The sequence below is a fragment of the Longitalea luteola genome (assembly GCF_017356035.1).
Lineage (GTDB): Bacteria > Bacteroidota > Bacteroidia > Chitinophagales > Chitinophagaceae > Niastella > Niastella luteola.
Window position 1 is genome coordinate 282094 of sequence record NZ_JAFIQX010000007.1, and the last position, 14162, is coordinate 296255.

Here is a 14162-nt window from a genome sequence, read left to right on the forward strand (position 1 = left end):
ATGGGAAACTTTTATTCAGATGCTTTAATAACGTTGTGGTCCCTATTAAAAGAGTGTCGATACTTTTTAATATACTCGGACGGCGTCATATGGAATAGCTTCACGAACTGTTCCCGGAAATAGCGTACATCGTTGATGCCGACCTGGAAGGCGGCCTGCCTGATGTTCATATTTTCGGTTAATAACAATACCGCTGCCCGTCGTAAGCGGATGGATCTGATAAAAGCGTTCAACGACTGCCCGGAAATACTTTTGACCTTATTATATAGGGCGGAATGGCTCATCCCCATGGCCTTCGAGAATTTTTTAATGGTAAAATCCTCTGTGTCGACATTTTCTTCAATCACGGCTATACATTTCCGCAGGAAGTCCTGGTACTCGGCAGGAACCCTGGCCGTAGTTTCCCGCAAAGTGATGCTGTCAAAAAAGAACCGCTGAAGCAGATTCCGGTTGCGCAAAATAGTTTCCACCTTTGCCTGAAGCAGGGTTTGATCGAAAGGTTTGGTGATGTAATCATCGGCTCCGCCTTCAATTCCTTTCAATTTTATATCAGTGGCGGTAGCCGCCGTTAACAGGATAACAGGGATATGGCCCAGGATGTCGCTCTGCTTAAGTTTTGCACAAAGCTCCAGTCCATCCATACCCTGCATATTGATGTCACTGATGACGAGATCGGGAATGTGCTGCAAGGCCAGTTTGTAGCCGTCTTCGCCATTGTCGGCAGCATACACCAGGTATTGGTTGCCGAAGATCTGTTGCAGGTATTGGGTGATCTCGCGGTTGTCGTCGATCAACAGGATCGACTTCTTTCCCGTAACTACTTCCTCGGCCTGTTTGCCCTCCTGTTTGGCAGGAGGTGCTTCCGGTATTTCTTCGGGTTGCTGGTCTGCTCCCGCGGCCAGTTCCTGCAGTAGTTCGTTTTGTTCATGGCGGTCAGCGGTAACATATTCGTAGTTGGCCGGAAGGTGGGCTGCACCTTTGAATAAGGTAATGGTAAAAGTGGTGCCTTCGTTCAACACGCTCTGGCAGATAACGGTTCCTTTGTGCGATTCAATGTATTGTTTAACGAGGAACAGGCCGATGCCAAAACCTGACTGGCGTTTGCCATGGCCTGCCTGCTGGAATTTATCGAAAATGCGCTGACTGTCGGCCGTCGAAATGCCGCAGCCTGTGTCCCGGACAGACAAAAGCACCGTATTATTTGTTTCTTGTACACTAAAAAGGATGGACCCGTATTCGGGCGTGAACTTAAAGGCATTGGAAAGCAGGTTGAAGAGGGCGATCTCGATTTTTTCGTAATCGGCGTGGATTGTCAGCGACGGCGTAGTGGTCGTAAACCGGTAATCGATGTTCCTGGTTTTGGCCTGGTGCACAAAACACTGGTACACTTCATCGCACAATTGAATGATGTCGATGGAAGAGATAGTGCAGGTATCTGACCCGTTATCGGCTTTGCGGAATAACAATAATTGGTCAACCAGGCTCAACAGGCGGCGGGCATTGCGGTAAGCGATCTTCAGCTCATTGCGTGGTTGAGCATGTAAAGCTTCCCTGACCGGGTTTATAATCAAGGAAAGTGGTGTTCTGAATTCGTGGGAAATATTGGTGAAAAACGTCAACTTTTTTTCCATCAGCTCTTTGTCCTTTTCATTTTCCATGTGGGCAAGCCTGATCTCATATTTTAACCGTTCCTGTGTTCTGGTATAGCGGATATAAATATAAATAGCGCCCGCAAAACAAACACCATATAATATATATGCCCATAGAGTGCGGTACCAGGGCGGCAAGACTATGATCTGGAGCAATTGCCTTTCCTGGCCCCAGCTGCCGTCGGATCTCTTGACCTTCACTTTGAACCCGTATTTTCCTTCCTGCAGCCGGGAATAGTTGGCCGTTCTGATGTGGTTCACATAATTCCAGTCTTTATCCCAGCCCTGTAAGAAATAAGCGTAATTGGTCTTGTCGGCCCCGGCGTAATTCAGCGCCAGGTAATCAAGCGACAAAACCGCCCGGTCATAAGGAATGGTGATCTGGTCAATATTGTCGCCGGTCCTTGCTGTCACGTATCGGTCATTCCCTTCGGTAATGGTATTGTTTATTTTAAGGCCGGTTAAGAAAATGGCAGCTTCTTCTCTTTCCTCCTGCACACTGTCGGGGTAGAAAACATTGAACCCTTTGATGCCGCCAAACAGGAATTCACCCGATGATAATGCCAGTGCCGCATTAAAGCTGAACTGATTGCTTTGTAAACCGTCGGACTGCGAAAAATTACGGCTGGTCTTCGTTACCGGATTGAACCGGCATAAACCATTGTAGGTGCTAAGCCATAAGTTGCCTGTTTTGTCTTCCAGTATGCGGAGGATGGTATTTCCTGGTAATCCATCAGTGGTGGTAAACCGTTTGAACCGGCCGGTCTTACGGTCGAACAACAAGAGGCCGCCTTCCTGGGTGCCAATCCAGAAATTATGGTGGCGATCTTCCAGCAAGCAGCGCAGCGTGTAACCGATGTTGAATGGCTGGTGTTTTTTATGGTCGCGGTCTATGTAATACAGGGTGGCGTAATTGCCGCCCCAGAAACCGCCCTGCCGGTCTTCGGCCAGGCATTGAAGGTTTTTGATATTATTGTCAAACAATTCAAACCGGTCGCTTTCCCTGTTAAACAGGTATAAACTGCCTTCATTGGTAGCGCTGGCCCATAACCTGTTTTGCGCATCCTGGTACAGCAGCCATACATTGTTCTCCTTTTCGCGGGTGAACGGGTTGTAACAATCGTAGCGGGTGAATGAACCGGTAAAGCGGTTGAAGCGGTTGATGGCTCCCAGCCAGGTAGATATCCAGATTTCATTGTGATGATCCTTTACAATGCTGGTGATAAAATTGCTGCTGATGGCATTTTTGTTATTGGCGTTACTGGTGTATTGGGTGAACCGGTTCTTCTTTCTGTCCCAGTAACGTAGCCCCGCGCCATCCGTTCCGATCCACACATTGTTCTTTTCATCTTCACAGAACGACAATATGAAGTTGTTGACGAGATTGTCGTTGCCCGGCGGATTATACGTGATATGCTGAAAAGAGCTGGTCCTGGGTTCAATTACATTGACGCCACCGCGCAGTGTGCCTATCCATTTGCGGCCGTCGGCATCTTCATAGATCGAATACACGGCATTGCTGTTGACCAGGGACTTTCCTGCTGCCGATGTAATGGGCGCAGCAGCAGCGGCGCCGGGAGGTAACTGCAGTAAGCCATTGCCATCGGAGCCGATCCATAATACGTCCTGTTTATCGAAGTACAGGTGTACGATCTTGCTCGGGGAGGGGAGATAACTTTTGGAATACTGCCGCATCACCGGGTCATACTTATACAAACCATTCTCATTGCCCAACCAGCAATTTCCCAGTTTATCAGCCTTTAAACAATTCGCCTGTTTAATGGAGTTGTTCACGAGGCGCAGTTGCTGTTTGCCAGCATCATACTGGCAGAGGCCAACCTGTTGAATAAACACCCATACCGTATTGTTATAAGTATCGGGTTCTATGGCCGTCACGTCATAATTGGCATCAGTTGAGTTGTTGTGCTGCAACGGAATTTGCGTGCCCGGCGACTGTTTATTGTGAAATACCAGTAAGCCGTTTTGCTGGGTGCCAATGAGCATGAGGCCATTGGCGGCTGCCTTGATCGTATGGATGTTATCCTGCAAATATTGCCGGCGGGTAAAATTCCAGCGGGTGTATTGCAAGCGGGAGAAACGGGAAGATACCGGATCAAACACGCAGGCGCCTTTCAATCCGCCCACCCAGATATTGTTTTCGTTATCCCCCTCAATCGTATAGATCGTATTGTTGTTAAGGGAACTGCTGTCGCCAATGACGTTCCGGAAGATCCTGAACCCATAGCCATCATAGCGGTTAAGGCCATCATAGGTGCCAAACCACATAAAACCTTTATAATCCTGATAAATGGTGATAACGACATTATTACTGAGGCCCTGTTCAATGCCCAGGTATTTGACCGGGTAGTTTTCGGCAAGCGAATGTATGGCCAGCAGGAGCAATAGTGTAAATATGCCAATGGCTTTGTGACCCATTTAGATCCCCCCTTTGTGAAATCGTTAGGTCTTAAAAGTAGGGAAAAACATTGATCAGCATCGTTTTCAGCTATGGCGTGGCATAGTTTTTTTACCTATAATTGAACTAAAACGTTAAATTATGGATAATCCTAACAAGAAGAAAGCTGATAGTAAACGTATCAGTAAGCAGTCGCATGAACAGGCTTATCAAAAACGTAAAAAGACAGCTAAAAAATCAAACAGTAAAGCGAAAAGCAAATAATTGTTATTTTAACTGTTAACAGGCCTCCCGGTACCTCGGGAGGCTTTTGTTTTTAATTTGTACACCAAATACCAGGGGCCTGGAAGCAATTGAACAAATTTTGAACGTAAAAGACCAAAATCCTGACCTCCGACCCGCTGGGAGATAATAGGTTTGCAATAATTGCCAGAGCGGCATTTTCTGCCGGACAGGTTCCAGCGGTAAAAATTGAGAGTCCGACAACAACTTCTCTACTTAACCATAACGATTGCTTTATGAATGAGCCAACCACTTTCTTACATCAAATCATTCCTCCCCTGATCAGTAAGATCATTTTCCATCATTTGAAGTGACCGGTCCCAGTCCGGGGGGGATGGATAACGCTGCCCTAATCTCTCATGAATGATCGGGAGATAACAGACGAACGTTAGCCTGTAGCAAAGAGTCAATGCATTAATAGCACAAATATTTAATGTGATCCTGAAAATCGACAATAGCTCTTTTTTTCCGTGCCATTCCGGACGATGTCCCGGAATGGCACTATTTAAAAGTTGCATTTTATTTCGTACAATGATAATCGTTCAGCTGTGAATCTCTATTCCCGGTACAAACGGATTATCTCGAACTCGGGTATTTCCATGCCGGAGTTTTGTATTGTGTTGATCGAATTTAATGTAGTGGCGGCGCTGGTTTCAGTCATTTAAAGCGATTACATTTCGCAGGTAACAATGCCAGTTACATGCAGCGTCTCTGCGTTAAATCTGATCTTATGATAAAAATATTTCGCTTAGGTATTGTTTATATTGATCGATTAGTGTAATTTTGACAATTATAAATACTTGCCATCCCTGATAATCATAATCCCTCCGATTGCAGGAAATAAATCCAGATTGCCACTAGAAATTTAATCTACATCTGCAAAACGCTTGTCATTTCTGTTGCAGGAACGATGAGATGCCTTTTTACTAACACAATGAATGCTTGTTAGTCTAACTGCCGAGAAAAGAAGGCATACAGCCTTTATTAATTACAATTAGCGAAGCTTTAGCCCGGAAGAAAAATGGGAATGGACGCATCCTATGCGGCTGTACAGGCCGGTGTGTGCGCGCCAAACGATAAAACCATGTATTCTGTAAAAACTATAATAAAAAACGCGATGAAGTACAAAATCCTGCTCCCTTTGTTAGTATCTGGTTTATTTCTTTATGCATGTTCTAAAGACGATACAGATACAACCAATAAACCGGGAGAAACTATCCTTGAAACTTATTACCCTGGTTCGTCCATGGAAATTAAAGAACTGTCGATCCGTACCAGTGAAGGAACCATTACTGATCCGGCTTTTATCCAGGATTTCATCAACAGAAATGTTAGTGCAGAGGTAAAAGACAAATTTATTGTTGGCGCAAGTTCGGTACCGGTTAATGGATCAAACCAGATCCTTTACTTCCTCGAAAACAGCCGGGTGAATGTGGGTGGTGTAAACATGCAGATCACTGGATATGGAGACTCAACCATGACCGTAACCGAGTATACATCTACTCCGTTCCCATCAATAAATACGTATTGCGATTCATTATTGAGCAGTGTTCCTGATCAGAACCCATTGTTGGCCTGCCCCGCCGGCGGTTGCACCAGTTATCGCAAATCTTACACCCTGATCACCTCTGGCCCTAACTACTATGCTCCTTTGTTAACTTATGCCGTTGTAACCAAAAACTGCGTAAGAACAGCGTCAGGTACTCCTGTTATTAGCGTTATCAGTCGCGATCTGAACAGCTTGCTGACATTTGGTGACTCCGTGTTGGTTCAATATGCTAAATTGCCATTAGTTAAAGAATCGAAATAATGTTTGAAATAAAATCGAATAAAAGGGCTGCCCGCAAATGGATACCTGCGGCAGCCCTTTCTGTTTATGAACAATTGTAAAGTACCTTCGTATTTTTTGACATGTCATTCGTACATTTACTTGCGCATTACAACGTATTAAGCCTTACGCTTTATAAAAAAGATTGAAACCTACAAGCTGCTTATGTAGTTTTTTTACCTGCTATAATCGTTCTTCCGCATACAAAAACACGACATTCACCCCTTTTACTATAACATACATACTAATTTGGATATATTTGTGCGTTTATTACTAACCACAATTTAACCCAAAATCAGTATCATGAAAATTTTGATCAGGTCTCTTGGTTTAGTAGCCGTTTTAGCCATGAGTACCCTTTTACCCTCTTGTGACAAAGTCAAGGATGCCATTACCATTAACATTGGTACACAAACCGTAACTGCCGACTTTTATATCACCCCTCAGGAGACAGGAACAAAGGAGTTGGCCATTTTTCAATATGGGATCAATATTGATTCGCTAATAAAAATTGAAAGCCCTGACCTGGGCATAGGCAACATCAAGAAAGCAAAGATCCAAAGCGTTAACCTTACTTTCACCAATGCAACTCAGAATGATCATTTCGGCGCTTTCTCTGCCTGCGAATTGGGACTGGCTTCCAGCTCCAAACCGGAGTATACTGTAGTTGCAGCATTGACCTCAAATCCTGAGACCTACAGTACCTCGTTGGATATACCGGTAAATGCTAATGTTGATCTGAAAGATTATTTCAGATCATCTGTTTATTATTTCAAATTCTCTGGTACCACCCGCCGCGCTACCACCACTACGCTGCAGGGTAAAGCTACCATTAAGTTCGACGTTGAAGCCGGCCTGTAATCGCCTGCCTTGTAATTCGAAATTTTAGTTGTTTATAGACAAAGCACCCCGTTCGGGCATGGCCAGAACGGGGTGCTTTTGTTTCATACCTGCCTCATCTTCGTTCTTGCTAAAATAAGACCTACATAATCTTCCCGCCGATGACTGTCGGTTTTGGCGTTTTTACTTTCAAAATGAACACCTTGTGAGTGATATTTAAAGATCAGGCACAATTTTTTTGGAATATCAGAATTTATTTACATTTTTGTTATGTAGAACATAATAGATCGCTAACACTAAAAACGCTTGTCATGAAAACGACCCCCAAACCTGGGTGGAATCCCTTCCATCATTCCTGCAACCATTCATCTTTTTCAACATTCCGATAATTATCAGTACCAAAAACTAACGCTATGACCCTGAAAAAATCGCCATTGCGTGCCCGCACATGGTGTTTGCTTTTGCCATTGCTAACGTTACTGTTCCTGGCCGCCAGTACCGCAGCCCAGGATCGCATTTTAACGGTTACCGGAAAGGTGACTGATGAACTTGATAAACCCCTGACTGGCGTATCCATCAGGATCATGCAAACCACCATTGGAACGGCCACCAACAAGGATGGCATGTACAAGATCAATGTAAACCCGGCGGATTCTCTTGATTTTTCGTACACCGGCTACCGCGTCGAACGTTTAGCGGTAAAAAACCAGGTTGACCTGAATGTAAAATTGACGCCCATTGCAGGCAGTATGAATGAAGTAACCGTGATCGGTTATGGCCAGCAAAAGAAAGTGAGCGTTGTAGGATCACAGGCTACCGTAACGCCTGAAGATCTTAAACTACCGGCCAGGGATATCGCCGGTATGCTGGCCGGACGAATTTCCGGTATAATTACGACTTCACGTGGCGGTGGCCCGGGCGCCGATAATGCCAGTGTGCTCGTGCGCGGCGTATCTACTTTTGGTACCGGTTCGAGAGCACCACTCATCATCATCGATGGTGTGCCCGACAGAACTTTTAATGATATTGATCCGGAAGACATTCAAACGTTCACGGTATTGAAAGACGCAACGTCAACGGCGGTTTATGGTACGAGAGGCGCTAATGGCGTAATTCTCATTAATACCAAACGCGGGGTGGCCGGTAAACCGCAGATCAATGTAGAATTGAACCAGGGCGTCACCCAGTTTGTTCAGCTGCCCAAACTACTCGATGCGCCTACCTGGATGGAATTGTACAATGAAGCCCTGGAAACAAGGGGCCGCGATCCATTTTATTCAGAAGAAAGAATTGCGCTGCACCGCGATGGTGTTGATCCCGACCTGTACCCAAATACAAATTGGTACAAAGAATTGTTTCGGGATCATGGCCTAACCCAACGCGCCAATTTTAATGTGAGCGGCGGGGCCGATAAAGCCAATTACTATATTTCTGGCGGTTACTACAATGAGACCGGTCTGATAAAACCTTACGCCGATGAAAGCTACGATACAAAATCTTATTATCGCCGTTATAATTTTACCGCCAACATAGGCGTGAATATGACCGGAACCACAAAGCTCGATCTGGGTATTGCAGCTATTGTCGATAAACGCAATGGACCTTATGATCCGGTGGTTACCAATGTAGCGAACAACCTGTTTGAACAGGCGCTGCGTGTACCACAACATATAATTCCCGCGAAATATTCCAATGGACAATGGGCCGGTACACCGGATGGCCGAAGCAGTCCCGCCCGCTTCGCCTTTGGTTTTGGTTCTGGTTATACGTATTCTGCGACCATTCGGCCGAACATACGGGTTAAACAGGATCTGGGCATGTTTATAAAAGGGTTATCAATCTCCGGACTGTTTTCTTTCGATGTAAATACAGATGCTACCGTGGCGACGATGCGTGCTGCCCGTATGTATTATGCGGAAGGACGCGATGCTTCTGGCAAGCTCATTACCCGGCAGCTAAATACCACCAACGATCAGCTTTCTTATGCTTCGGCCCGGTCAACCGAACGCCGGATGTATTCAGAAGCATCGTTGAATTACCAGGCCAATTTTGGCAGGAAACATGAAGTAGGGGCATTGCTGTTGTTCAACCAGTCTGAGTTTGTCGATGGTAATGCGACCACCTTTACCACTGCTACGCCCACACGTAACCGTGGTTTGACCGGCCGTGCCACCTATGGCTTTAATAGCCGGTATTTTGTAGAAGGAAACTTTGGTTACACGGGATCTGAGAACTTCAGTCCGGCAAACCGCTATGGGTTTTTCCCTTCTTTTGGTGTAGGCTGGATCGTGTCCAGCGAGCCGTTCTTCAAGCCAATGACCGATGTGCTGTCTTATTTTAAATTGCGCTACAGTTATGGTCTCACGGGGAACGCAGGTTACAATAACAACCGCTTTTTGTACCTCGATATGCTGACCAAAACTTCCTCCGGGGTTTACCAGTTTGGTACGCCTTCGTCCCTTTCGCCAAACTACGGGGGGTATACGCTGTCGCAAATAGCCACTGATGCCAGTTGGGAAACCTCGTACCGGCATAACCTGGGCGTGGAAATGAATTTTCTCAATAATGATCTTAAGTTGATCGCAGAAGTATTCCGGGAGAGAAGAGAAGACATTTTGCGGACCGATCAGACCATACCTGCCATCTCGGGTTTTGACGAAATAAATCCGATTCGCAATATTGGTGTTGTGCTGAACAAAGGCGTTGATATAACGCTTTCCTATAACAGATCATTTGCAAAATCTACCTGGCTTACTTTCACGGGAACCTTTACTTATAACAAGAACACCAACCTGCAGGATGGACTGGCGCCACAACCTTATCCCTGGATGGAATGGAAAGGGAAAGAAGTGGATGCAAAAACATTATACCATGCCGTTGGTCTGTTCGAAAGCCAGGAGGAAATTGATAAATGGGCAAAACAGCCCGGTAATCCAAGAGTGGGTGACATCAAGTATGAAGATATGAACGGTGATGGCGCTATCAACAATTTTGATATTGCCCGCGTGAATGTTTCGGGTACCCCGAAAATGATGTATGGCCTTAATATCGCCTTTGGTTATAAAGGGTTCGATATCGGCGCTTTCATTCAGGGAACCGGCAAGGTGTCCCTGTTGTATGGCAGCGGTGATGGTACATTGCCTTTCAACAATGGCGCAAATAGTCCAAACCTCTATGCAGCAGTTATCGACCGGTGGACGCCCGATAATACCAATCCGCATCCATTTTATCCTCGGTTGAGCACTAACCAGGATCCTACTTCAAATTTTCTGGTGAGCGACTGGTGGTTGCATCCGGCTGATTTTATCCGGTTGAAAAGTGCCGAGTTAGGTTACACTTTACCTGCTGGCATCTTACGCAAACACAAGGTTAAGAACATCCGGTTCTTTTTAAACGGCACCAACCTGATCACCCTTTCCAAGTGGAAATATTGGGATCCTGAATTGAATGATACAGGAACCAGTTCTACCACTGTTACACGGGGCGGATTTTATCCGAATATCAAGGCTTATAATTTTGGTGCAAGGGTTACTTTTTAGGAACTGCCCATTCACGATTCACCATCATCGTTCACAATTGAATCACAAAAAATGAAACATAAACCTATATTGATATTGCTTGTAGCATTGGTAGCTTTCACGGGTTGCAAAAAAGGTTATTTCGATAGCATTCCGCAGGACCTGGTGTCTACCGACGATATTTTTAAAGACAAGATCGAAACCGAGAACTGGCTGGCTTCGGTATACAGCTTTTTGCCCGATCCCTGGTCAACGGCAACCGGTTCCGGCCGTTACTGGGCCGGCTTTACTGAAGAGCTCGAACTGAATACGGCCACGTTGCAGGCAAGCGGGCTGCTCAGTCCGGCCAATACTATTAATATCTGGAATAATAATTACCAGGGCATTCGCATGGCCAACGTATTCATGCAGAATGTTGATAATAGTGAGACGAATCTTTTGAACGAGCCCAATGGCAGGGAACTGATCATGCAATACAAAGGGGAAGCGCGTTTCCTGCGCGCCTATTATTACTGGACCCTGATGAAAGTATATGGCCCTGTAATTTTGCTGGGTGATGAACCGGGCAAGTATAATGATGATTACCAGATCCCACGTAATAGCTGGAGTGAATGTATTGATTATGTGCTCGCAGAAATGGATTCTGCCCAGCAGATGGTGCCTGATAAACATGTCACCTCAACCGGCGCAGAAGATGCCACGCAAACAGGCCGCATAAACAAACTGGTGATCAGTGCCGTTAAGTCACAGATCCTGTTGTTCGATGCAAGTCCATTGTACAATGGCAATCCGGATTATGCCAACTACAAGAACCCGGATGGCAAACAGTTAATGAATACCAATTACGATGCCGGTAAATGGGCCAAAGCGGCTGCGGCAGCTAAAGCCGCCATTGACCATGCGAAAGCCAATGGTAAGAACATTTTTAGAATGAGTAATGCCGATCCATTTTTGGCAGCTTTTAATTCTTATCGCGATCTGTTCCTGACCGGCTGGAGCACAGAGGGTATCTGGACCCGCGCCGTTACAGCTTATTCAAGCTGGGAAAATGATGCGGCGCCAAGGGCGGCTAATGGTAATTCATTCAATGCATCCTTAGCGGTGACACAGGAAATGGTTGATAAATTCAGAATGATCAACGGTAAATCTATCAATGAAGCAGGCAGCAATTACAAAGACACGGGTTTTGTTGCCACTGCGAAATCTGGATTCTATGTGGCCAAAACATCAAACATGTATATAAATCGAGAGCCCCGGTTCTATAATACGGTCACCTTTAATGGCGCTACTGTTCCTTTCGTTGCCAAGTCGGGACAAACCCATGTGCAATTCTGGCCAACCGGTAATTCGGGTAATGCAAACGGCAGTGAACCAAAATTTCCAAAAACAGGTTACCTGGTGCGTAAACATACCAATCCATCGCGTAACTTATCAAATAACGCCGGTAATGTAGTGCGTCCTGCAATGTACATTCGCCTGGCTGAATTGTATTTGAATTATGCGGAAGCTTTGAATGAATCCGATCCGGGACATCCTGATATTCTTGAATATTTGAATGCCATCCGCACGCGGGGCGGTATACCGCCATTGTCTGCACCCTTAAGCCAGGCGGAAATGCGCAAGCAGATCCAGCTGGAAAGATGTATCGAGATGGCTTATGAAGGCTGCCGTTTTTTTGATGTTCGCCGCTGGAAAACTGCGAATACCCCCGAGGACAGACAGGGCGGTGAATTCACTGGCATGAATGTGTATGCCGGCAATGCGTTAACGGATGTGACGTTTTATGCAAGAACGAGGATCTCTACGAGGACCTGGGACAACAAGTATTATATTTTTCCTATACCCCAAAGTGAATTAAACAAGAATTTTGCCATGGTGCAGGCGCCGGGGTATTAAACCCCGGCCCCCTTCAAGGGGATGTCTTAAACATTAAAGATCAGAGATGCGAATTTTACATCTATTCAATTACCTGCTTTGCTTGATGCCAATGTTTGTTCAGGGCAACATACCGCCAGAACAGGAAATTGTCATTTCACAGCAACACTACCACGTACCTGTATTGATAAAAAAGAAAGACAACCCCGTTGTGCGTATCCATGTGCACATAAATGCGGCGAAAGAAAAGATATCCCTTACCGAACTGGCATTCAGTACGGCGGGAAGTACCAACCGGTCGGATATCAAACAGGTGAGGTTATTTTATTCAGGCGCCGATTCCGGCAGGCGAAACCTTGCCAATGTAGACAAGTTAACACTGGTAGGAGCTACCAGCAGCAATGCGGAGAAAGGAGTGATCAAAGGCGGTCTGTCACTATCACCGGGCGATCATTATTTCTGGATGTCCGTCGAGCTGCATGACAACGCGTCGTTGTTGCACCGGATAACCGTAAACGCCGTGAGCGCCGTTTTGAATGGTAAAAGAACCAGCATTGCCGGTGCATCAAAAACGTCACAACGGACTGGTATGGCTTTACGGCAGCATAACCAGGACAATGTGCATACCTATCGCATTCCAGGCCTGGCAACAGCCAACGATGGTTCCTTACTGGCCGTGTACGATGCCCGGCGGGAGAGTGCCCGCGATCTGCAGGGAAATATCGACATTGGTGTAAGCCGCAGCACCGACGGGGGCAATACCTGGCTCCCGATGCAGATCGCCATCGATATGGGACAATGGGGTGGTTTGCCGGAAAAATTCAACGGCGTTTCTGACGCCAATATTCTGGTTGATAAAAACACCGGTACCATTTTTATTGCGGGGCTTTGGATGCATGGGGTACTGGATTCCGTTACAGGCAAATGGATAGAAGGGCTTACAGATACGAGCAGCTACTGGAATCATCAATGGAGAAAGAAGGGATCACAGCCTGGCTTTGATGTGAAGCAAACAGCCCAGTTCCTGATCGTTAAAAGCGATGACAATGGTAAAACCTGGAGTAAGCCGGTAAACATTACCCAACAATGCAAACAGCAGGACTGGTGGCTATTTGCGCCGGCGCCAGGGCAGGGGATCACGTTGCGCGACGGTACGCTCGTGTTTCCTACGCAGGGCCGCGATAGATCAGGAAGATCGTTTTCCAATATAACTTATAGTAAAGATGGGGGCGCTACATGGCGTACCAGCAACCGGGCATCTAAAGAAAACACCACCGAAAATATGGCGGTTGAGCTGTCAGATGGTACTATTATGTTGAATATGCGATGCAGCAAGAATAAAGATACTGGTGACACCAACGGCCGGGTAATTGCCATAACCAGAAACCTGGGAATGGATTGGACTGAACATCCAACCAGCAGTGGTGCTTTACATGAACCGGTTTGTATGGCCAGCATCATCCGGCATGACTATGTAAAGAAAGGCCAAAAGAGATCGGTATTGTTATTTGCAAACCCCGATTCAAAAGCGACCAGGCATCACATGACCATTAAAGTAAGTTATGATGATGGGCGCACCTGGGCTTCTGACAAAAAAATACTGCTGGATGAATGGAAGAGCAGGGGATACTCCTGTTTAACCAGTATCGATGCCGAAACAATAGGAATTCTGTATGAGAGCAGCCAGTGCGACCTAGTCTTTCAGAAAATAAAATTAAAGGAGTTGTTGCCCTGATAAATGCAAATAGGTGTTC

At 45.9% G+C, this 14162-nt stretch carries 7 protein-coding genes; 6 read left to right on the forward strand and 1 reads right to left on the reverse strand.

The window, feature by feature from the left end:
- Positions 1-11 precede the first annotated feature (11 nt).
- Positions 12-4085 carry a hybrid sensor histidine kinase/response regulator transcription factor gene (locus JUB15_RS18425; RefSeq protein WP_207513968.1) on the reverse strand — a complete coding sequence of 1358 codons (4074 nt, stop codon included), beginning with the start codon at positions 4083-4085 and terminating at the stop codon, positions 12-14.
- 121 nt (positions 4086-4206) lie between these two features.
- On the opposite strand from JUB15_RS18425, the gene JUB15_RS28625 reads away from it, so the two are divergent.
- From JUB15_RS28625 to JUB15_RS18450, 6 genes are all read left to right on the forward strand, one after another.
- Entirely contained in the window at positions 4207-4329 is a 123-nt protein-coding gene (locus JUB15_RS28625) for a hypothetical protein (protein ID WP_255539650.1), read from the forward strand.
- A gap of 1135 nt (positions 4330-5464) precedes the next feature.
- A complete protein-coding gene (locus JUB15_RS18430; RefSeq protein WP_207513969.1) occupies positions 5465-6157 on the forward strand; it encodes a hypothetical protein in 693 nt (230 codons plus the stop codon).
- A gap of 321 nt (positions 6158-6478) precedes the next feature.
- Entirely contained in the window at positions 6479-7036 is a 558-nt protein-coding gene (locus JUB15_RS18435; RefSeq protein ID WP_207513970.1) for a hypothetical protein, read from the forward strand.
- 392 nt (positions 7037-7428) lie between these two features.
- On the forward strand, positions 7429-10554 hold the full coding sequence (locus JUB15_RS18440; RefSeq protein ID WP_207513971.1) for a SusC/RagA family TonB-linked outer membrane protein: 3126 nt from the start codon (positions 7429-7431) through the stop codon (positions 10552-10554).
- A 51-nt stretch (positions 10555-10605) separates the two neighbouring features.
- Positions 10606-12429, forward strand: coding sequence for a RagB/SusD family nutrient uptake outer membrane protein (locus JUB15_RS18445; protein WP_207513972.1), 1824 nt, complete (start codon positions 10606-10608; stop codon positions 12427-12429).
- An 85-nt stretch (positions 12430-12514) separates the two neighbouring features.
- Complete coding sequence (locus tag JUB15_RS18450; RefSeq protein WP_242696413.1) at positions 12515-14143, forward strand: sialidase family protein; 1629 nt, start codon at positions 12515-12517, stop codon at positions 14141-14143.
- The last annotated feature ends 19 nt before the right edge of the window (positions 14144-14162 follow it).

Excerpts from the sequence above, each read along its gene's own strand:
- JUB15_RS18425 (WP_207513968.1), bottom strand. The coding sequence starts at position 4,085 with ATGGGTCACAAAGCCATTGGCATATTTACACTATTGCTCCTGCTGGCC.
- JUB15_RS28625 (WP_255539650.1), top strand. The coding sequence starts at position 4,207 with ATGGATAATCCTAACAAGAAGAAAGCTGATAGTAAACGTATCAGTAAG.
- JUB15_RS18430 (WP_207513969.1), top strand. The coding sequence starts at position 5,465 with ATGAAGTACAAAATCCTGCTCCCTTTGTTAGTATCTGGTTTATTTCTT.
- JUB15_RS18435 (WP_207513970.1), top strand. The coding sequence starts at position 6,479 with ATGAAAATTTTGATCAGGTCTCTTGGTTTAGTAGCCGTTTTAGCCATG.
- JUB15_RS18440 (WP_207513971.1), top strand. The coding sequence starts at position 7,429 with ATGACCCTGAAAAAATCGCCATTGCGTGCCCGCACATGGTGTTTGCTT.
- JUB15_RS18445 (WP_207513972.1), top strand. The coding sequence starts at position 10,606 with ATGAAACATAAACCTATATTGATATTGCTTGTAGCATTGGTAGCTTTC.
- JUB15_RS18450 (WP_242696413.1), top strand. The coding sequence starts at position 12,515 with ATGCCAATGTTTGTTCAGGGCAACATACCGCCAGAACAGGAAATTGTC.